The sequence below is a fragment of the Paraburkholderia sp. Ac-20336 genome (assembly GCF_017105025.1).
Lineage (GTDB): Bacteria > Pseudomonadota > Gammaproteobacteria > Burkholderiales > Burkholderiaceae > Paraburkholderia.
This window is the reverse complement of the sequence record NZ_JAAGPS010000138.1, coordinates 1-19728: the sequence shown is the minus strand read 5'-3', so window position 1 is coordinate 19728 and position 19728 is coordinate 1. Positions and strand designations below refer to the sequence as shown.

Below are 19728 nucleotides of genomic sequence, written 5' to 3'. Positions count from 1 at the left end.
GCCGGTAACGAGAACACGCCGGCTCATGAACTGAAACTCCCTTCGATGAATGACTGAAAATCGGGCGGCTGAAATACCTTGATGACGGCTTCGGCGCAGCGCACGTCGTCCGCGTCGATCGTGCATTCGTACGCGCCGTGGCCTGCCTCGCTGCGCAGCAGCTCGCTCGCGCGAATGCGCAAACGCGCGCCGCCGGCAAACGCGGGCCGCGCCGCCTGGTAGCTGCGCGAGCCGAGCAGCACACCCGGCCGCGCGTGGCCGCCGTTGCGCATCGCGAGCAAGGCGACGTGCGCGGCGATCGACTGCGCCATCAGTTCGATGCCGATCCACGCGGGCATCGCGCCGTCGGCGTCGGCATACCACGCGTGCGGGTCAACGCTGGCGCGCACGCTCAGCGTGGTTTCGTCGAAGGTCTCGACCGCGTCGATCAGCAGCATGCTGCCGCGATGCGGGACGATCGCCTCGATCGGCTGGCGCAGGAGTTGCTCGACAGTCAGAAGCGGAGTCGTCATGCGCGTTACCGGGCGAGGATCAGGCTGACATTACTGCCGCCGAACGCGAACGAATTGCTCATCGCGTATTGCGGGCCGGTGCCGTGCGGCAAGCGGCGCGCGTCTTCGACGAGATCGAGCGCGGGCAGCTCGGGATCGGCTTCGCCGTCCACAGATGCGGCGGCAGCGTCGCGCTTTCGCGCGTGAGCGCGAGCCACGCGAAGCCGAGTTCGGTCGCGCCGGCCGCGCCGAGCTGGTGGCCGGTCAACGGCTTGGTGCCGCTCGCGGCGACGCCGCCGGGAAACACGCGCGCCATCAGTTGCGCTTCCATCTCGTCGTTCTTGCGCGTCGCGGTCGCGTGCAGATTCACGTAGCCGACCGCCGACGCCGCGATGCCCGCATCGGCCAGCGCCCCGCGCAGCGCGAGTTCGCCGCCGACGCCTTGCGGGTCCGGCGCCGAAATATGATGCGCGTCGCTCGATTCGCCGAGGCCCGCGAGCCGCACCGCCGCTTCGTCGCGGCTCATCAGGAACACGGCCGCGCCCTCGCCGACGTTGATGCCGCAGCGGTTGCGGCTCATCGGATTGGTGCGCGCGCCGCTCGTCGATTCGAGCGAGGCGAAACCCTGCACGGTCAATTCGCACAGCGAGTCGACCCCGCCGACGACGACCGCGTCGCACAGTTGCAATTGCAGCAGACGGCGCGCCGACGCGAACGCTTTCGCGCTCGACGTGCAGGCCGTCGAGATCGTGAACGCCGGTCCCTGCACGCCGAGCGCGGCGGCGGCGAATGGCGCGGCCGTGCCGATTTCCATCTGCCGGTAGTTGAAATTCTCCGGCAGCTCGCCCGCCTGCGCGTGATAGACGAACGCGGTTTCGGCCGCCTCGATGCCCGAGGTGCTGGTGCCGAGCACGACGCCGATGCGCTCCGAGCCGTAGCGCTCACGCGCGGCGTCGATCGCGGGCGCGATCTGCGCGAGCGCGGCCAGCAGCAGACGGTTGTTGCGGCAGTCGTAGCGCGCGAGATCGGCGCGCGGCGCGAGATCGAGCGGCGTAAGCACGCTGCCGACGAACGCATCGCCGATACCGGTATGCGCGGGGCCCATGCCGGGCGCGCGCGCGGCGGCGAGCGCCGGCACGATTTCGTCGAGATTGCCGCCGAGCGCGTTGATCATGCCGAGCGCGTGCAAATAAACGGGTGGCGCTTTCATGCGGCTCTCCGTGATTCCGATGACTTGCGCGATGATCCGCGCGATGGCCTGTGCGCTGCCATGCCCTCGTCCTCGGGCATGCCGATAGGCGCAAGCAGCACCGCGACCGCGATGCCGAGCGCGAGCGTCGTGCCGAAGCTCCTGAGCGCGGGCATCGCACTCATGCCGAGCATGCCGAACGACAGCAGCGTGGTCGCCGCCGACAGCAGCACACCGGTCCATACCGCGCCGAGGTCTGCGTCCGCACGCAAACAGCCTTCGCGCAGAAACACCGCATAGTTTGCGCCGACGCCGAGCACGAGCATCAGCGCGAGCCAGTTGAACAGATTGAGCGGCACGCCCGCATAGCCGAACACCGCCAGCGCGACGCCAACCGCAAGCAGCACCGGCAAGGTCGTCGCGATGCCGCCGCGCGGCTTGTAGCGCAGCATCAGCAGCACGCAGACGAGCACGAGCGCGCCGCCGAGCCACCCACCGCTATCCCGGCGATAGGCGCCGAACAGCTTCGACACGCTCGCCGCCTTGTCGACGAATACGACGCCGGGCAGGCCGTGCGCGAGTGCGATCAGCGCGGGCTCGTTGCGAGGCGTCACGCCTTGCGGAATCACGACGGCCGCGTAGCTTTGCGCATGCGGCGGGTTCGCCTGGTTCGCCTGACTGGCCGGATTCGATTCCACCGCGCCGAGCCATAGATGCCGGTACGGCTGCGACCACGGCACCGCGAGCCAGCGGTCCACGGTCAGCGGCGGCTGCGGTTTCGCGAAAGCCGCGAGCCATGCATCGGCAACGTCGTCCTTGAAGCCCGCTTGCAGCAGGATCGCGCGCAATGCAGGGGCATCGTTGAATACGTGTTGCGCAAGCAGCACGCGAGCTTCGTTCTGACGCTGCGCGGACGGCACGAACTGCGTGATCGACTGATAGCCGCCGACGCTATCGGCGGTACCGTTCAGCGCATCGAGCTTCGCGCCGAGCGCTTCGGCGCGTTGCAGCACCGCTTCCTGGGTCGCGCCGCGTACCACGAAAAACTGCGCGCTGTTGTCGACGCCAACCGCTTCGCGCACCTGGTTTTCCTGCGCCACGAGCGACGCATCGCGCTGGATCAGCAGATGGATATCGTCGTCGCTCGTGAGGCGCAGCCAACCCGGCGCGGCGACGATCAGCAGCACTGCGGCGAGCGGCCAGGCGCGCTTGCCGCCGATCGCGCGCTGCCAGCCCGCGAGCAGGCGCGCCGCGCCGTCGAATACGCGCTGCGGACTGCGGCGCGGCGCGCGTGTGAGCAACGCGGGCAGCAGCCACAGCACCGAAGCGAACGCGGTCGTGATGCCCGCCATCGCGAAGCATGCGATCTGCTTGAGCGCGGGGAACGGCACCCACATCAGGATCGCGTAGCCGAGCAGGCTCGTCGTCAACGCGACCGTCAGCGCGGGGCGCACCGTGCGTGCGCCGAACCGCGCATCCCAGGCGCGCCCCGCGCCGAGATAGACGACGAAGTACTGGATCGAATAATCGACCGCCTCGCCGATCAGGCTCGCGCCGAACACAAGCGTCAGCAGATGCAGCTTGCCGAAGACCAGCAGCGTGGCCGCGAGCGCGCAGACGATGCCGAGCGCCGTCGAGACGAAGCCGAGCAGCAGCAGACGCGGCGAGCGGAACACCCACATCATCAGCAACGCGATCCCGCACAGCGAGGCGATGCCGATCAGATGCACCTCGCGCTCGGATGCGCTGCGCGCGGCCTCGGCGTAGAACACGGCACCCGTGCGCGCAACCGTGACGTCGGGGAAAGTCTGCCGCAGCGTGCTTTCGGCGTCGGTGAGCGCCGCGTGGACCGCGCGCTGCGTTTTCGTTTCGTAGGCGGAGCCTGGCAGCGTCGCGACGATCAGCACGCTCGTTGTGTCACCCTGCGCGTCGTGCCGATGCGATACGAGCAGGTTGTCCTCGACTTCGAGATTCGACGTCGCGAGCGGCAGATTGCCGAGCCAGCGTTCGAGCCAGCCGAACGGATCGTCGGCGAGTTGCGTGTTAAGGCCGGCTTGCAGCGGGCTGTAGAGGCGCTGCGCGAGCTGGTCGCGCAAGGTCGCAGCGACGGCGGACGTGTGCGTCGATGCCGATGCCGATGTCGCCGACGGTACTCCGCCCGCGAGCGCCGCGCGATCGGCCGGCGCGAGCAGACCGAAACGATACGGCATATAAAGCGCCGCGATCTGCGACAGATCGAACGGCGGCAATTCGGCCGTCACCGAGGCGAACGCCGCGCTCTTTTGCAACGATGCGCCCAGTTGCTTCGCCGCCGCTTTCGCGTGCGCGTCGTCGCGGCTCGTGACGAGCAGCACCGTGCGATCGCCGAGCGCGCTCGCGAGCGTATCGACCGCTTTTTCGGCGACCGGGTCCGCCTCGGTCGCGGGCAGCAGCGCGAGCAGATTGGTTTCGAGCGGCGCCGGTCCCGCGAAGCGCCAGCCGCAATACAGGGCCGCCAGCAGCGCGAGCACGAGCCATGCGGCGCGCACGCCCCATGCCTGTTTCGCGGACCGCTGCTGCAGCATGTCCATCACGGCGCTCCGAACAGATTGCGCTCGGCCGCGGTCGGTGCGTCGACGGTCACGCTCTTCGCGAACTCGAGCTTCGTCACGTCGCCGTTCGTGAGCCTGATGCGCAGGCTTTGCAGATAGTCGCCGCCCGCCATGTCGAGCCCCTTGATCGATTGCGCGAGCTGCGGCTGGTTTGGCGTGAGCCGCATGCGCCACTGCGCGGCGCTGCCTTCGGCGGCCACGTCGAACTGCGAGTACAGCGCGGACAGATCGCCGCCAAGCGTCGCGCGCATCATCTTCGAGACCTGCGCGACGCCGCGCGCGCCCTGCGCGCTGTGCGTGGTCACGCGTTGGCCATCGGCGTTCAGTTGCGCGACGCCCGCATCGGTGATCACGTAGGTGGCTTTGTAGGGCGTGTCGATCTGCCAGATCACGCCGCGCTCGCGGAAAAACAGCAACGTGCCGCTGCTGACGAGCGGCTGCTTCAGCGCGGCGAGCGTTTGGGTCTGCGTGAATTGCGCGCGCACGCCTTTGGCCTGGGCGAGATGCGAGGCGATCTGCGACACGAGTGCAGGATTGTTGGCGGTTGCAGGTGTCGTTGCGGTTGCCGTATTCGCGGTGGCAGTGGCATTCGTAGCGGCATTCGCGTTTGCAGTGGCGGCATGCGCCGGTGCTGCCGGCCATGCGATCGCGCACGTCACAGCCATTGCGCCCAGTACCCAGGGGGCAACCGCGAACGCCGTCTTCCGATTCATCGCCCCTTCCATCGGCTTCCTCATCATTCCCCTCATCGCCCCCATACACGCTCCAGTTTTTCGAACACGACCGGCGGCGACACGAACTGCAATTCCTGGGTCGCGGCATCGACGGCGACCTGAATCGTATAGCCCTTCGTCAGGCGCGTGCCCGATGCGCAATCGACGATTTCATAGCCTATTTTCAGGCGGTTTTCGTATTCGAGCAGTTGCGCGCGCACGTCGAGCGTCTGCCCGTAGACGGCGGGCCGCACATACTTCAGATGCGCCTCGACGATCGGCCACAGATAGCCCGACGCCTGCATCTCGCGATAGTCGTAGTCGAATGCGCGCAGCAGCGCGGCGCGGCCCATCTCGAAGTACTTCAGATAGTTGCCGTGCCAGCACACGTTCATCGCGTCGACGTCGTGAAACGGCACTTCGACCGTCGCGCTCGCGCTCAGCGTTTTCGGCGTTCCGCTCATGCGTCGCGTCCTTTGCGTTGGCGGGATGAATCCGCCGTGGTCCGATAGCCGTCGAGCAGTTCGCACGCGCCGATGCACGCGGTCAATGCCCGCAGTTCGCCTTCCAGCGCGCGGTCTTCATCGACGAAGGGCGATTGCGCGCTCACTGCGTCGATGAACTCGCGCAGCGGCACCGGCACCGGCGTCGCGGCATCGATGCGCAAGCGCAGCTTCACGGCCTGCACGGTCGCGAGCGTGTGCGCGGCGGCCACCTGTTCGGTCAATTCGAGCACGCGCAAACAGTCGCGCGCGGCGATCGTGCCCATGCTGACCTTGTCCTGATTGTGCGCCTCGGTCGAGCGCGAGAACACGCTCGCGGGCATCGTGTGCTTGAGCGCTTCGGCGGTCCACGCGGACGACGAAATCTGCACGGCCTTGAAGCCATGATTGATCGCCGCGCGCGCGGGCGCGGCGCCCGACAGATTGCGCGGCAGGCCGTTGTTGAAATTCACGTCGACGAGCAGCGCGAGCTGCCGGTCCATCAGATCGGCGAGATTGGCGACCGCCACCTTCAACGCATCCATCGCGAACGCGATATGGCCGCCGTAGAAGTTGCCGCCGTGTAGCACGCGTTCGTTGTCGGGGTCGATCAGCGGATTGTCGTTCGCGCTGTTCAGCTCGTTTTCGACGTCGCGGCGCACCCATGTCAGCGCATCGCGCGCCACGCCGATCACATGCGGCGCGCAGCGAATCGAATAACGGTCCTGCAGACGATGCCCGGGCGTATCGTCGCGGCCCGCGAGATCGTCACGAATCCAGGCGGCCGCTTCGGCCTGGCCCAAGTGCGGCTTCGCCTCGAACAGCAGCGCGTCGAAATGCGCGGCGCGGCCGTCGAGCGCGACGGTCGACAGCGCGGTCAGACGCGCGGCGAGCCGCGTCAGATGATCGGCGCGCGCAAACGCGAGACACGCGAGCCCCGTCATCACGGCCGTGCCGTTCATCAGCGCGAGCCCTTCCTTCGGCGCGAGCGTCAGCGGCGCGGCGCCGAGTTCGGCCCACACGCCGCGCGCCTCGCGCGACGCGCCCGCGAACCGCACCTCGCGTTCGCCCACGAGCGCCGCCGCCACGTACGAGAGCGGCGTCAGATCGCCGCTCGCGCCGACCGACCCTTCGGACGGAATGCGCGGCAACACGCGGTGATTGATCAGGTCGGCGAGACGTTCGAGCAGCACAGGCCGCACGCCGGAGAAACCATACGCGAGCGAGTTCAGGCGCGCCGCGATCACCGCGAGCGTTTGCGCGTCGTCGAGATACGCGCCCATGCCGCAGCCGTGATAGCGCGTCAGTTGCAGCGGCAACGCTTCGACGAGTTCCATCGGCACGTCGACCACGCAGGCATCGCCGTAACCGGTGTTGACGCCGTAGACGGTCGCGCCTTGCGCCAGATGGCGGCGCAGAAAATCCGCGCCGCGCTCGATGCGCGCACGCCACACGGGATCGGCGCTCAACGCGACCGGTGCGCGGTGCCGCGCGATCGCGACGACCTCTTCGATCGTCAAGCGACGGCCGCCGATCACGATCGCCTCGGCGCTTGTGCGCGGATCGGTGCGCGGATCGATGTGCGTATCGATACGCGGGTTCATCTGCGCATGCCGATCCGGGTCCGCACTCGTACCCGCGCCGGCCTCGTGCGCCGCGCTCAGATCATGTTCGGCCATTTGCGCCTCGCCTCGGGCTCGCCCAGAAATCGAAGAAATTGAACCATTGATAAGGAGCCTTGCGGCAATAGTGTTCGAGACGCAGCGCATAGCGTTGCGCCCATGCGGCCAGATGCTGCGCGCGTTCGCGGCGCGGCAGCTCGATGCGCTCGGCGAACGGCTCGAAGTACATGCGATAGCCGTCGCGCTCTTTCAGACAGAAGAACAGATACACCGGACAGCCGAGCGCATGCGCGAGCACGTACGGCCCTTGCGCGAACGGTGCGCTCGCGCCGAGGAATTGCGCGTCGGTGGTGCGGCCCGCTTCGCGCGCGGGCACGCGGTCGCCGACGATCACGAGCAGCTCGCCCGCCTCGATGCGCTGCTGCATCAGCACGGCGGTCTCGGGACCGAAATCGCCGACTTCGAGCAGATGCCGCGCGAAGTCGCGATTGGCCGACGCGAGCACCTCGTTGAAACGCCGCGCGTGTTCGGTATAGACCACCGCCGTGACTTTCGCGTGTGCGCCGCGCACGGCAAGCGCGCGCGTCATCTCGAGATTGCCGAGATGCGCGCCGATCACGAGCGCGCCCTTGCCGCTCGCGATCAATGCTTCGAATGCCGAAGGATCGTCGAACCTGACGTCGGCCGCGTCGACGCGGCCGCTCCACGCGGCAAGCTTGTCGAAGCCCGACTGCGCGAACGCGAGCATATGCCGATAGGCGGACAGCCAGCCCGGCCGCGGCGTATCGGTGTCGGCATCGGCGGACGATGCGGCCGCGCTCAGATGCCTGAAGTAGTTGGCCGACGCCTTGCGCGCGGCACGGCCCGTCAGCAGGAAATACGCGACGATCGGATGCAGCCAGAGCGCGGTGAAGCGGTGGCCGAACAGCTTGCAGCTCAGCGCGAGCAGACTCATGCCGAGGTGGCTGCCGCGTTCGGCGATGCGCCACCAAGCTTCGGGAGCGGCGGCTTGCGCGGGTTCGTCCGCGGGTTTGCGTAGCGGGTTGCCGGTGGGTTGGCCCGCCGCGTCACGCGCGGCGTTGGCGGCGTTGGCGGCGTTGGCGGCGTTGGCGGCGTTGGCGGCGTTGGCGGCGTTGGCGGTGTTGGCGGTGTTGGCGGTGTTGGCGGTGTCCGCGGCGTTGGCGGCAACTTTATCCGCCGCTTTGCCGTTCGCTTCCCCATCAGCCTCATCGACCAGCACACCACGGCGCGGCATCACCTTGTGCGCGAGCAGCATCGGCAAACGCCACAGCATGCCGAACACGAGCCGCGTATGGCTGCGGCTGATGCGCACGTTGTCCCACAACACGTCGAAATGCGACACGCCATCGGCGGCGTAAGTGACGCGCGTTGGAATCGAGCGGAATGCCGCGCGCCGCCAGTAGAGGCGCACGAGAATCTCGATGTCGAAGTCCATGCGCGTCGGCAGTCGCACACTGTCGATCAGTTCGCAGGCGAGCGCGAGCGGATAGAGGCGAAAGCCGCACATCGAGTCGCGAATCGTCAGCGACAGCGTTTCGATCCACACCCATACGTGCGTCAGATAGCGCCCATAGAGACGCACCTTCGGCACGCTGCCGTCATAGACCGGGCGGCCGAGAATCACGGCGCCCGGCGCGGTGCGCGCCGCGTCGATGAAGCGCGGCACGTCGGCGGCATCGTGCTGGCCGTCGGCGTCGATCTGCAAGGCGTGCGTGTAGCCTGCCGCGCGCGCGGCCCGCAAGCCCGCCATCACCGCCGCGCCCTTGCCGCCGTTGTGCGGCAGACGCAGCAGCGTAAGCCGCTCCGCGTACTGCCGCGCGAGCGCGGCGAGCACCTGTTGGGTCGGCTCGTCGCTGCCGTCATCGACGACGAAGATCGGCAGGCCATGCACCGCGAGATGCGCGACGGTCGCGCCGATCGCGTCCTTGTGGTTATAGATCGGAATGACGATGCAGGCCGCGATGCCCATCACGCATCCTCCCGATGCACGAGCACGCCCGCTGCGCATTCGCGGCCGTCGAGCCGGTAGGCGAACTGCACGCGCCGGCGCGCGGCGTCGTGCGTCAGCGTAAGCCCGAGCACCGCGCCCGGCGGGACCGGCGCCATGAACTTCAGACGCTCGACCGAGGCAAGCGCGCGCACCTTCGGCCAATGTCCGGCCGCAAGCCGCACGGCCCAGTCGATCTGCACGACGCCCGGCAGAATCGGCAGGCCCGGAAAGTGGCCGGCGAAATGCACGAGCGTGGGCGGCACGCGCAGTTCGTAGTGCAGCGTGTCGCCGCTGCGCGTTTCGGCGAGCACTTCCATGCCCTCGGCGCGCGGCTCGAACGCGGCCGCCACCGCGCTCGCGGGCAGCTTGCCGCGCGCATCGAACGGCAGGCTCGCGCGAAAACGCCAGTGACGCGGCAGCACGACCGCATCGAAATAATCGGCAAGATGACGGCGCAGCGTTTTCGCGAACGCCACCCGGCCTTCCTCGCGCAAGGCCGCGCCGCCCGCCTCGCTCAACGCGACCACCGCGCCGACCCGTTCGCGCGAGGCGCCTTCGAGCGGCACGAGCGCCGCCTGCGCCACGTACGGATGCAGCGCGAGACGCGCTTCCAGTTCCGGCAGCGAGACCCGCTTGCCGCCGAGCTTCAGCACACGGTCGAGACGGCCTTGCAGACGGAAACGGCCATCGACGTCGAAGGCAACGCGGTCGCCGGTGCGATGCCAGTCGTCATGATCGAGATGCGGAGAGCGCACGCACAGCGCGCCGTCGTCGTCGCACCGCACCTCGGCGCCCGCGACCGGCTGCCACGCGTCGCCGTGATCCTGACGACGCCACGCGATCCCGCCGGTTTCGGTGCTGCCGTAGATTTCGAGCGGCGCCGCGCCGTAGGCGGACGCATAGTGCTGCGCGGCGTCGGCCGCGAGCGGGCCGCCCGAGGAGAAGAACGCGTGCGGCGCCGGGGTCAGCGCGACAAAGCCCGGCAACGCGGGCCAGCGCGACAATTGTGCGGGCGTCGAGACGAGCGCGGTCGCGCCGCACTGCGCGATGCGTTCCTGCAATTGCAGCGGCTCCGTGCCGATTGCTCGGTCGAACGCGCGGCCGGCCGCGAGCGGCCACAGCACGCGAAACAGCAGCCCGTAGATGTGATGATGCGGCACGCTCGCGAGCATCGTCGCGTCGCCGAGCAACGCGCCCCACTGCTGTTCGAGCGTCTGCACTTCGGCGTTGAACTGCGCGAGCGTCTTGCGGATCGGCTTCGGCGTGCCGCTGCTGCCGGATGTGTAGAGCGTGAGCGGCGCATGCGGATCGATCGGGCTGGCAGCATGCGTCGCGGCAGCATGAGTCGCGTCGCGCGCGGCGAACGGCGGCAGATCGGCGTCCGTCAGCATGAAGTCGTAGGCGTCCGCGAGATCGGCCAGATAGCCCGGCGTCGCGTTGGCCGGGATCACCGGCTCCTTGCCGCATGCGAAAAGCGCGAACAACGCGCAGGAGAAATCGAACGGGTCGTCGATGCACAGGGCGCAGCGCGGCGCCGCATGGGTCTCGGCAAGCGCGATCAGTGCCGCGACGCGCGCGCGAAACGCCGCGCGGTCGATGAGCGTCGCGCCGTCGCGGCACACCGGCGTACCGAGCGCGTCGGGCGTATCGGGCGCACTCGACGCGACGGCCGGAAGCAGATCGTGCAGCGCGATCATGCGGCCTCCGAACCCGCTCGCGCGGCGCGCGGCAACACGACGAGATAACGCCAGACGATCTCGCCGGCGAGCAGCAGGCCGATCAGCCCATAGGCAATCGCGCCGTTATAGAGCGACCAGTTCGCGCGGCTCCAGTACAGCGCCGTATACGCCGAAAACGCGCCGTTGGCGACGAAAAACGCACACCATACCTGGGTCACGCGCCGCGTATAGCGCACCGCGTCGGCCGGCAGGTTCGGATTGCCGAGCCGCGCGAATTTTTCGATCATCGAGGGCCCGCGCGCGAGCGTCGCGCCGAACGCGACGAGCAGCCCGAGATTGACGAGCGACGGATAGAGACGCAGCAACAGCTCGCTGTCGGTCACGACGATCGCCGCCGACGCGCAGGTGAGCAGTACGAGCACGCCCCAGTCGAGCGCGGAAAGCTGCCGCAGCGACAGCGCGAGCGGGCCGCCGCCGGCCCAGCGCTGCAGCCACAGGATCGCGAGCAGCATGAAGCCGACGAGCCGTGGCGTGTCCCAATGCCATGCGCACAGGATCAGCACCGGATACGCGAGCATCAGCAGCCCTCGTACGACGGCCCTGCTCCAGTGAGTCCGCGTACCGGGCGCGCCGGCCGCGGCGGACAACGACGGCGCCGTCTGCGATCGCGAGCGCGCGGCGGGCATCAGCCTTGCGCCGCGAGCAGCGACTCGACCGCGCCGATCACGTCGCCGACGGTGCGCACCGACCTGAATTCCTCGGGCTTGATACGGCGGCCGGTCATTTCCTGCAGCTTGATCGCGAGATCGACGGCGTCGATGCTGTCGAGATCGAGGTCTTCGAACAGATGCGCCTCGGGCGTCACGCGCTCGGGCTCGATCGCGAAGTTCTCCTTGAAGATCGCGCGGATGCGCTCAAGAATCTCAGTCTCGGTCACGGTTCATTCCCCTTTCCTGGTGGTTTCGTTCGCAGCCTGCGACGCTTCGCGCTGACTCTCGACGAGCGCGGCGAGCGTGCTGATCGAGCGGAAGTGTTCGCGCGTGCGTTCGTCGTTCGCCGCGATGGTTAGTTGGTATTGTTTGCGCAGCACGATGCCGATTTCGAGCGCGTCGATCGAATCGAGACCGATGCCGTCGGTGTCGAACAACGGGGCATCGTCGTCGATATCGGCAGGGCTCAGGTCTTCGAGATCGAGCGCTTCGATCAGAAGCTTTTTAATTTCCAGTTTTAAAGAATCCATAATCGAACAGGTGCTGGGTCATGTGGGCTTCGACGGCGCGCGTCACGCTGCGCGCCGCGAGGGCCGGGGTCGCGTCGTGCGCGGCAAGTTCGCCGACGCCGAGCGGCGCGAGCACGTTCACGCGCATCCGGAAAGCGCGCGCCGGCACGTCGTACCAGCGCATCTGCCGCGTGAACGCGGGCGGGTCGCAATCCATCAGCACCGGCACGATCGGCGCGCCGGCCTTCAGCGCCATATGCGCGAAGCCGCGCGAAAACGCGTGCAGCCGGTTCGGCGCAGGGCTGCGCGTGCCCTCGGGAAACACGATCATCGTGTAGCCGGCCGCAAGCTGGCGCGCACCCGCTTCGACGAGTTCGGTGGCGTCCGCGTTGCTCACGTATTCGGCCGCGTGCACGATGCCCCAGAAACACGGATTGCGCCAGTGCGCGTTCTTCACGACGCAACACGCGCGCGGCGTGAGCGAGAGCAGCACCATCACGTCGAGATAGGTCGGATGATTGGCGACGACGACGGCCGGGCCGCCCGCGCGCAGCGCGGCCGCGCCCGACACGTCGAGCTCCATCACGCCGACGCCGCGCAGCACCGCGACGAGCGCGCGGAAAAACCAGTGGATCACAGCGGTCACGGCGCGCTGCCGCGACGCGCGATGCGGCCACAGCCACGCGAGCGGAAACACAAGCACCGAAAACAGCATGCCGCAGAGGCCGAACACGACGAAGGCCATGCCGGTCGCGCAAAGACGCCACAGATAATCAAGCCGCGCGGTCATGCCATCTCCAGTGCCAGAGGGCGCCGGCCCGCTCCCAGCACGCGGGCTGCCCGGTTTCGAGACAGTGCAGCAGCGCCTGGCTCTGGGTGGGGAAGCGGGTTGCGGCGGTGTCGGCGGCGAGGGTGTTCGGGTTGGCAGGCGGGTTGTTAGCGGCGGCAGCGGCTTCGGCGGCAGCGTTGCCCGGGTTGGCGCCCAGGTTACTGGCCAGATTAGCGTTGGCCGCAGTTACGTTGGCCGCGGCGCCGTCAACCGGCGCGGGCTGCGAGCCGGCCGCGCGGGACAGCGAGCATACGATGTGCCCGGCCGCCGCCGTGTCGTCGAGCAGCAGCGCGAGCGCGCCGCCCTGTACTTCGTCTTCGATCGTGCCGTAAGCGCGATCGGCCGGTTCGTCGGCGTAGACGAGCAGCACCGGTGAGTCGGGTTGCGTCGCGTATTGGGCATACGCTTCGAGCAGCGCATAGCCGAGCGTTTGCGCGCCGGCCGACACCGCGCTCGCGGCCGAGCGGTCGCCGCGCGCAATGCCGAAGACGCCGGTCATCGCATTGAGCACCGACAGGCTGAACGCGGTCGGCGAAACCGGTTCGCCGGCGCTGATGCTGCGCAGGATGTCGGTGGTGCGCCGCAATTCCCCGTGCCGCGACGCGAAAACCACGCGCACCGGCTCGCGCGCGACACAATCGTGCGCAACCTTGAGCGCGGCTTTGGACAGCGTGCTGAGACGCCGCCGCACGATCGGCTCGATAAAGCCGATATCGGGTGCGGCAGATGCGGTAGCCGGCCAGCTAGACCAGCGACCGACCGGAATGGTCCAGTGCAGATCGGGCATACGGTGTTCGCGCGTAGAAACGGGAAAAGGCTCAAGCGCCTGACGGAATATACAGCCGTCACAGCGTGTGGCGCCGCGCGGATCGGGATGTTTTCAGCCGGGATCGACCAATCTTCTTAGGGGGAATTCAGCGAATTATCGGCAATTGGCCCCGATTATTTAGGCGCCTTTGTCAATGGGTCTGCGAGATTTGGCTCAGGCTCCTTTTGTCGCCGGAATCATACTGAATATTCTGGATTAAATCAGCCAGGAAAGACGTATCCATCTGTATCCGAGCCTTAAAACAACAAACTGTCAGACGAATTGACAAAAATGACCGGAACGCTGCGGCGGGCCCGTCGGGAAGGCTTGCGCGCGGGGCCGGCGGCAATTTTCGGGGTGGCGGGAGAGACGGGAGCGGCGCCCTGCTTTCCGAAAATCGTTTGCGGCCTTTCCTGGCAATTGTTGCAAACCGCCGCAGCCGGCGCCGTATGCGCGGCGCGGCATCCGCGCAACATCCGTGCAATATCAAACCGGTATCAGTCCGGTATCGGCCCGATATCCGCGGTAAACGCACCGCCGGCTCTGTTATACTCCGGCCCTCATTGGGGAGTAGCCGCCTCGCAGCACGTCCGCACCGCGTTTCGCCGGTGCGTCGCACGTGCGGTTCGCGAGGGCGCCTGTCAACAGACTTGGCCGTCACGGCCATGGCAGCCGCAGCCTCTGGCCTGGCGAGACCGATGATCCACACGCGCCGCAACAGGGCCCGGCGTGTCGTGGGTCGTCGCTCGTTCATGATTCGGCCCGAGGAATCCCTTCAAAGTGAATCAAGCCTTCCTTATTTCGACCGGTGCGGTCGCGCTCGCCGAAATCGGCGACAAGACGCAACTGCTCTCGCTCGTGCTCGCCGCCCGCTACCGCAAACCCGTGCCGATCATTCTCGGCGTGCTCGTCGCGACGCTGATCAATCACGCGGGCGCCGGCGCGCTCGGCGCGTGGCTCGGCTCGATGCTCACGCCGGCCATCATGCGCTGGGCGCTCGCCGCCTCGTTCATCGGCATGGGCTTGTGGATTCTCGTGCCCGACAAGCTCGACGACGAGGAAGCCAACACCAACCGCACGCACTTCGGCGTGTTCGGCGCGACGGTGGTCACGTTCTTCATCGCGGAAATGGGCGACAAGACGCAGATCGCGACGGTCGCCCTCGCCGCGCGCTTTCACGATTTCTTCAGTGTGGTGGCGGGCACGACGCTCGGCATGATGATCGCCAACGTGCCGGCGATTCTGCTCGGCGACCGCTTCGCGCATCGTCTGCCGACGAAGCTCGTGCACGGCATCGCGGCGGTGATGTTCGTCGTGCTCGGGGCGATGGCGCTGCTCGGGGTGGGGGTTTAGGCGGCAAAGCGAACGGCCCGGCGGATCACGCCTGCCGGGCCGTTTTTGCGTGGTTTTGCATGGTGCGCCGGGTGCCGACGCACCGCGCGAGCGCGGCTTACTGCCCTGGCTTGGTGGCCGATGAGCCCGAGGTGCCCGACGCCGCCGCCGGCGCCGCAGCCGGCATCGACACCTCTGTCACCGCCATGCCGCCGTTGCCGACCGGAATCTTCACCGTATGCACGGCGCCGTTGCCGAGCGGAAAATCGGCGAGCGCGCTGCGCGCGAGATACGGCATCGCCCTGACCAGCGACGACTCGCCGCCGAAATTACGCGCGCTCACGTTGTAGACCTCCTTGCCGCTCGCGCGCTCGGTCATCCGGATGCCGAGCAGATGCGTGAAAACCGGGTAGCTCTGATTCACGTAAGCGGTCGGGAACGGTCCCCACGGCCCCCACGGATCGAACGGCCGGCCCCAGTACGGACCGGGCCACGGGTTGTAATAGACCGGTTCCGCGACGGTCACGATGTCCGAGCGAATGCCGTAGGCGAGTTCGACCAGATAGCGCGCCTCGTTGCGAGGAACCTCGCGGAACGACTGCGCGGCCAGTTCGTTCGCGACGATCCGCTCGTACGCGGTCAGCTCCAGATTGTTCTGCTGATCCTCGTGTCGCGTGAACGCATAGGTGCGGGTCGCGTCGCTGCCGCTCCACGCGGAGAACGCCGTGACCTGGGTCGTCACATAGGTCGTGCAGCCGGCGAGCAGCAACGTCAGTGCCGCGAACAGCAGCATGATGCGGCGCGTCCATCGATCGGTGTTCATGGTCTACCTCGTGATGCGTCTGAAGTGCTGCAATTAAAACCGTGGATCGAGCGCGATTATTCCGTGCCGGTGGCGCGATTCTTCGCGTGACCTCTTCGCGCGACCTGATCCGCCGAAGCGGATCGATGCCGGCCCGAGGCGCGGAACCCGCCGCCACGCGTTCACGGACCACACTGACCGCACGGACTGCCGCCGCGCGCAGCGCCCGATAATACGCTGACCTCGCCGGCCGGCAAAAGGTTCTTCCCGGCCAAGGCGCAACGAAGCCGGCGGCCCGCTATCGACGCCCGGCCAGGCCGCACAGTCAGGTCGTACCGCCAGGCTTCGAAGCTCGCCCCCGCATCGTTCCGCACAATCGCCCGAGGCTTTGTACAATGGCTCGACCAAGCCCGGCTCGCGCGCCCTGCGCGCGCCTGACCGCTCGAGTCCACCACCACAGAACGCCATGGCCGATACCGCAACGCCCAATGTGATCCGCCGCGCCGATTACGCGCCGCCCGCCTTCCTGATCGACACCGTCGCGCTCGAATTCGATCTGGTCCCCGAACGCACGGTCGTGAGGAATACGATGCGCGTGCGCCGCAACCCGGACGCAGCGCGCGCCGCGCATCTCGAACTGATGGGCGAGCAGCTCGAATTCGTCGGCGCCGAACTCGACGGCCAGCCGTTTTCCCATGCGCATCCGCACGAGCATGGCCTCGTGCTCGACGACGTGCCGGACAGCTTCGAGCTGACGCTGACCAGTATCTGCAATCCTGCGGACAACACCACGCTGTCGGGCCTGTACGTCTCGAGCGGCAACTTCTTCACGCAGTGCGAGGCCGAGGGCTTTCGCCGCATCACCTACTTCCTCGACCGCCCCGACGTGATGGCGAGCTTCACGGTCACACTGCGCGCGAGCAAGGCCGACTATCCGGTGCTGCTGTCGAACGGCAATCTGCTCGAAGCAGGCGAGTTGCCCGACGGCCGCCATTTCGCGCGCTGGGAAGACCCGTTCAAAAAGCCGAGCTACCTGTTCGCGCTCGTCGCGGGCAAGCTCGTCGCGCTCGAAGAACGCGTCAAGACCGGCTCGGGCAAGGAAAAGCTGCTGCAGGTGTGGGTCGAACCGCACGATCTCGACAAGACCCGTCACGCGATGGACTCGCTGATCCACTCGATCCAATGGGACGAGGCGCGCTTCGGGCTCGAACTCGATCTGGACCGCTTCATGATCGTCGCGGTCAGCGACTTCAACATGGGCGCGATGGAGAACAAGGGGCTCAACATCTTCAACACGAAGTACGTGCTCGCGAACCCCGAAACCGCCACCGACACCGACTTCGCGAACATCGAAGCGGTGGTCGGCCACGAATACTTCCACAACTGGACCGGCAACCGCGTGACCTGCCGCGACTGGTTCCAGCTGAGCCTGAAGGAAGGGCTCACCGTGTTCCGCGACCAGGAGTTCTCGGCCGACATGGCGGGCGGCCAGACGGGCAGCAGCGACGAAGCCGCGCGCGCGACCAAGCGCATCGAGGACGTGCGCGTGCTGCGCCAGATGCAGTTCGCCGAGGACGCGGGCCCGATGGCGCATCCGGTGCGCCCCGAGAGCTACGTCGAGATCAACAACTTCTACACGATGACCGTCTACGAGAAAGGCTCGGAAGTCGTGCGGATGTATCAGACGCTGTTCGGCCGCGACGGTTTCCGCAAGGGCATGGACCTGTACTTCGCGCGCCACGACGGCCAGGCCGTGACCTGCGACGACTTCCGCCACGCGCTCGCCGACGCGAACGGCCGCGACCTCGCGCAGTTCGAGCGCTGGTATAGCCAGGCCGGCACGCCGCGCGTGTCGGCGCGCACCCGCTACGACGCCGCGCAGCAGCGCTACAGCGTGACGCTCAGGCAAGGTTACGGCGACGCCGCGCCGGCCGCGCGCGAAACGCAGAAGGGACCGCTGCTGATTCCGTTCGCGCTCGGCCTGATCGGCGCGGACGGCCATGATCTGCCGCTGCGGCTCGAAGGCGAGGCGCAGGCAGCGGCGTCGACCACGCGCGTGCTCGAATTCACGCAGACCGAGCAGACCTTCACGTTCGTCGACGTCGCGCAGGAACCGCTGCCGTCGCTGCTGCGCAATTTCTCGGCGCCGGTCATCGTCGAATACGACTACACGGCCGAACAGCTCGCGTTCCTGCTCGCGCACGACAGCGATCCGTTCAACCGCTGGGAAGCCGGCCAGCGGCTCGCCACGCGCGAGTTGCTCGCGCTCGCCGCGCGCGCGGCCACGGGCGCGGCGCTGCAACTCGACGACTCGGTGGTTGCCGCGTTCGCGCGCGTGCTGACCGACGAGACGCTGTCGCCGGCGTTCCGCGAACTCGCGCTGATGCTGCCGTCCGAAGCGTATCTGGCCGAGCAGATGGCCGAGTCGAACCCGGCCGCGGTTCATGCGGCGCGGCAGTTCGTGCGCAAGCGCCTCGCCAACGCGCTGCGCGACGACTGGCTGAAGGTGTACGAGCAGCATCGCACGCCGGGCGACTATGAAGCGACGCCCGAGGCGGCCGGGCATCGCGCGTTGAAGAATCTCGCGCTCTCGTATCTCGCGGAACTCGACGATCCGGCGCAAGCCGTGCGCCTCGCGTCCGCGCAATACGACACCGCGAACAACATGACCGATCGCGCGGCCGCGCTCTCCGCGCTGCTCAACGCGGGCGCGCCGCAAGGCGGCAGCGCCGAGGCGCAGCACGCGCTCGACGACTTCTACCGGCGCTTCGAGAAGGAGCCGCTCGTCATCGACAAGTGGTTCGCGTTACAGGCGACGCAGCGCGGCAGCGCGCAGCATCCGGTCATCGACACGGTGCGCAGGCTGATGACGCACCCGGCCTTCACGCTGAAGAACCCGAACCGCGCGCGCTCGCTGATCTTCAGCTTCTGCGCGGCGAACCCCGCGCAGTTCCACGCCGAAGACGGCTCGGGCTACGCGTTCTGGGCCGACCAGGTAATCGCGCTCGACGCGCTCAATCCGCAGGTGGCCGCACGCCTCGCGCGCTCGCTCGAACTGTGGCGCCGCTTCACGCCGGCGCTGCGCGACAGCATGCGCGCGGCGCTCGAAAAAGTGGCCGCGCAGGTGAAATCGCGCGACGTGCGCGAGATCGTCGAGAAGGCGCTGGCGTAATGCCTCGCTGAGTTTCACACCGCACCAAAAAGCCGGCACGCGTTGCCGGCTTTTTTTCGTCTGGCGGTGGCGACATTAGCCATCTGGCCGACTGTTCATGCCTCGTTCGCAAGGAGAAAGTATACGCCTCGGTTTAATTATTTACATTTAACGTGACGCGTTATATCATCCATGATACTGACATTCGCCGACAAGGCCACCGCGAGAATCTTCCAGGGCAAGTTCGTGCATTCGCTGCCGCATCACATCCAGGCGCTCGCCTATCGCAAGCTGCTGATGATCGACGCCGCAAGCTCCATCGCGAATTTGCACGCGCCGCCCGGCAACCGGCTCGAAGCCTTGCAGGGCCTGCGCAGCGGGCAATGGAGCATTCGCATCAATGCGCAATGGTGCATTTGCTTTCATTTCGTGGGCGAAGACGCGCTGAATGTCGAGATCGTCGACTATCACTGACTATTGGGAGACCGACATGGTCATCAAACGCTCCGCGCTCAACAGCATCGATTTCTCGGACGTCGATACGGGCGAGGTCATTGCCGAGATCCATCCCGGCGAGATTCTACGCAGCGAGTTTCTCGAGCCGCTCGGCATGTCCGTCAACGCGCTCGCGCTCGCGCTGCGAGTGCCGGCGCCGCGCATCAACGACGTCGTGCGCGGCCGCCGCGCGATCTCCGCCGATACTGCGCTGCGGCTCGAGCGCTACTTCGGCGCCAGCGCGCCATTCTGGCTCAATCTGCAAATCGCCTACGACCTGCGCGTCGCCACCGCCGCCGCGGGCGAGCAGATCA

17 protein-coding genes, 1 pseudogene and 1 riboswitch are annotated in these 19728 nt (G+C 67.4%); of the genes and pseudogenes, 4 read left to right on the top strand and 14 right to left on the bottom strand.

Features of this window, described 5'->3' with window-relative positions:
• Positions 1 to 23: 23 nt before the first annotated feature.
• From GXB81_RS26245 to GXB81_RS26180, 13 genes and pseudogenes are all read right to left on the bottom strand, one after another.
• Entirely contained in the window at positions 24 to 512 is a 489-nt protein-coding gene (locus tag GXB81_RS26245) for a hotdog family protein (RefSeq protein ID WP_205990729.1), read from the bottom strand.
• A 5-nt stretch (positions 513 to 517) separates the two neighbouring features.
• A pseudogene (locus GXB81_RS26240) lies at positions 518 to 1701 on the bottom strand (beta-ketoacyl-[acyl-carrier-protein] synthase family protein).
• Positions 1698 to 4250, bottom strand: a complete 2553-nt coding sequence (locus GXB81_RS26235; protein WP_205990728.1) for an MMPL family transporter — start codon at positions 4248 to 4250, stop codon at positions 1698 to 1700. Before GXB81_RS26235 ends, GXB81_RS26240 begins: the two are co-directional and overlap by 4 nt.
• Positions 4250 to 4936, bottom strand: a complete 687-nt coding sequence (locus GXB81_RS26230) for an outer membrane lipoprotein carrier protein LolA (protein ID WP_205990731.1) — start codon at positions 4934 to 4936, stop codon at positions 4250 to 4252. The genes GXB81_RS26235 and GXB81_RS26230 overlap by 1 nt, the downstream gene beginning before the upstream one ends.
• Before the next feature lie 80 nt (positions 4937 to 5016).
• Positions 5017 to 5448, bottom strand: coding sequence for a thioesterase family protein (locus GXB81_RS26225; RefSeq protein WP_167046779.1), 432 nt, complete (start codon positions 5446 to 5448; stop codon positions 5017 to 5019).
• Complete coding sequence (locus GXB81_RS26220; RefSeq protein WP_241016521.1) at positions 5445 to 7145, bottom strand: aromatic amino acid ammonia-lyase; 1701 nt, start codon at positions 7143 to 7145, stop codon at positions 5445 to 5447. Before GXB81_RS26220 ends, GXB81_RS26225 begins: the two co-directional genes overlap by 4 nt.
• Positions 7132 to 9078 (bottom strand): glycosyltransferase family 2 protein, encoded by a 1947-nt coding sequence (locus GXB81_RS31615; RefSeq protein WP_241016523.1) that lies wholly within the window; start codon positions 9076 to 9078, stop codon positions 7132 to 7134. Before GXB81_RS31615 ends, GXB81_RS26220 begins: the two co-directional genes overlap by 14 nt.
• Positions 9078 to 10796, bottom strand: coding sequence for an AMP-binding protein (locus GXB81_RS26205; protein ID WP_205990727.1), 1719 nt, complete (start codon positions 10794 to 10796; stop codon positions 9078 to 9080). The genes GXB81_RS31615 and GXB81_RS26205 overlap by 1 nt, the downstream gene beginning before the upstream one ends.
• A complete protein-coding gene (locus GXB81_RS26200; protein WP_167281534.1) occupies positions 10793 to 11464 on the bottom strand; it encodes a hypothetical protein in 672 nt (223 codons plus the stop codon). Before GXB81_RS26200 ends, GXB81_RS26205 begins: the two co-directional genes overlap by 4 nt.
• Complete coding sequence (locus tag GXB81_RS26195) at positions 11464 to 11715, bottom strand: acyl carrier protein (protein ID WP_205990726.1); 252 nt, start codon at positions 11713 to 11715, stop codon at positions 11464 to 11466. The genes GXB81_RS26200 and GXB81_RS26195 overlap by 1 nt, the downstream gene beginning before the upstream one ends.
• A 3-nt stretch (positions 11716 to 11718) precedes the next feature.
• The gene (locus GXB81_RS26190) at positions 11719 to 12018 is read right to left on the bottom strand and encodes a phosphopantetheine-binding protein (protein WP_167046768.1); all 300 of its coding nucleotides are present in this window, start codon (positions 12016 to 12018) and stop codon (positions 11719 to 11721) included.
• Complete coding sequence (locus tag GXB81_RS26185; RefSeq protein ID WP_205990725.1) at positions 11993 to 12787, bottom strand: 1-acyl-sn-glycerol-3-phosphate acyltransferase; 795 nt, start codon at positions 12785 to 12787, stop codon at positions 11993 to 11995. Before GXB81_RS26185 ends, GXB81_RS26190 begins: the two co-directional genes overlap by 26 nt.
• A complete protein-coding gene (locus GXB81_RS26180; protein WP_205990724.1) occupies positions 12771 to 13613 on the bottom strand; it encodes a beta-ketoacyl synthase chain length factor in 843 nt (280 codons plus the stop codon). The genes GXB81_RS26185 and GXB81_RS26180 overlap by 17 nt, the downstream gene beginning before the upstream one ends.
• A 574-nt stretch (positions 13614 to 14187) precedes the next feature.
• A riboswitch (yybP-ykoY riboswitch) is annotated at positions 14188 to 14402 on the top strand.
• A 12-nt stretch (positions 14403 to 14414) separates the two neighbouring features.
• Here GXB81_RS26180 and GXB81_RS26175 point away from each other — a divergent pair.
• Positions 14415 to 14987 (top strand): TMEM165/GDT1 family protein, encoded by a 573-nt coding sequence (locus GXB81_RS26175; RefSeq protein WP_167046757.1) that lies wholly within the window; start codon positions 14415 to 14417, stop codon positions 14985 to 14987.
• A 97-nt stretch (positions 14988 to 15084) separates the two neighbouring features.
• Here the strand turns inward: GXB81_RS26175 and GXB81_RS26170 are convergent, their stop codons facing one another.
• Positions 15085 to 15789 carry a DUF4136 domain-containing protein gene (locus GXB81_RS26170; RefSeq protein WP_167046754.1) on the bottom strand — a complete coding sequence of 235 codons (705 nt, stop codon included), beginning with the start codon at positions 15787 to 15789 and terminating at the stop codon, positions 15085 to 15087.
• A gap of 445 nt (positions 15790 to 16234) precedes the next feature.
• Between GXB81_RS26170 and pepN the strand changes: the two genes are divergently transcribed.
• From pepN to GXB81_RS26155, 3 genes are all read left to right on the top strand, one after another.
• Positions 16235 to 18940 (top strand): aminopeptidase N, encoded by a 2706-nt coding sequence (gene pepN / locus GXB81_RS26165; RefSeq protein ID WP_205990723.1) that lies wholly within the window; start codon positions 16235 to 16237, stop codon positions 18938 to 18940.
• A 171-nt stretch (positions 18941 to 19111) separates the two neighbouring features.
• Complete coding sequence (locus GXB81_RS26160; protein WP_205990722.1) at positions 19112 to 19393, top strand: type II toxin-antitoxin system RelE/ParE family toxin; 282 nt, start codon at positions 19112 to 19114, stop codon at positions 19391 to 19393.
• Between the two features lie 16 nt (positions 19394 to 19409).
• Positions 19410 to 19728: HigA family addiction module antitoxin (locus GXB81_RS26155; protein WP_205990721.1), on the top strand; the 319-nt coding region annotated here is incomplete at its 3' end.

What these genes read in the sequence shown, in the direction of transcription:
- GXB81_RS26200 (WP_167281534.1), bottom strand. Translation starts at nt 11,464, where the DNA reads ATGCCCGCCGCGCGCTCGCGATCGCAGACGGCGCCGTCGTTGTCCGCC.
- GXB81_RS26170 (WP_167046754.1), bottom strand. Translation starts at nt 15,789, where the DNA reads ATGAACACCGATCGATGGACGCGCCGCATCATGCTGCTGTTCGCGGCA.
- GXB81_RS26220 (WP_241016521.1), bottom strand. Translation starts at nt 7,145, where the DNA reads ATGGCCGAACATGATCTGAGCGCGGCGCACGAGGCCGGCGCGGGTACG.
- pepN (WP_205990723.1), top strand. Translation starts at nt 16,235, where the DNA reads ATGGCCGATACCGCAACGCCCAATGTGATCCGCCGCGCCGATTACGCG.
- GXB81_RS26160 (WP_205990722.1), top strand. Translation starts at nt 19,112, where the DNA reads ATGATACTGACATTCGCCGACAAGGCCACCGCGAGAATCTTCCAGGGC.
- GXB81_RS26205 (WP_205990727.1), bottom strand. Translation starts at nt 10,796, where the DNA reads ATGATCGCGCTGCACGATCTGCTTCCGGCCGTCGCGTCGAGTGCGCCC.
- GXB81_RS26185 (WP_205990725.1), bottom strand. Translation starts at nt 12,787, where the DNA reads ATGACCGCGCGGCTTGATTATCTGTGGCGTCTTTGCGCGACCGGCATG.
- GXB81_RS26230 (WP_205990731.1), bottom strand. Translation starts at nt 4,936, where the DNA reads ATGGCTGTGACGTGCGCGATCGCATGGCCGGCAGCACCGGCGCATGCC.
- GXB81_RS26225 (WP_167046779.1), bottom strand. Translation starts at nt 5,448, where the DNA reads ATGAGCGGAACGCCGAAAACGCTGAGCGCGAGCGCGACGGTCGAAGTG.
- GXB81_RS26180 (WP_205990724.1), bottom strand. Translation starts at nt 13,613, where the DNA reads ATGCCCGATCTGCACTGGACCATTCCGGTCGGTCGCTGGTCTAGCTGG.
- GXB81_RS26235 (WP_205990728.1), bottom strand. Translation starts at nt 4,250, where the DNA reads ATGGACATGCTGCAGCAGCGGTCCGCGAAACAGGCATGGGGCGTGCGC.
- GXB81_RS26190 (WP_167046768.1), bottom strand. Translation starts at nt 12,018, where the DNA reads ATGGATTCTTTAAAACTGGAAATTAAAAAGCTTCTGATCGAAGCGCTC.
- GXB81_RS26245 (WP_205990729.1), bottom strand. Translation starts at nt 512, where the DNA reads ATGACGACTCCGCTTCTGACTGTCGAGCAACTCCTGCGCCAGCCGATC.
- GXB81_RS31615 (WP_241016523.1), bottom strand. Translation starts at nt 9,078, where the DNA reads ATGGGCATCGCGGCCTGCATCGTCATTCCGATCTATAACCACAAGGAC.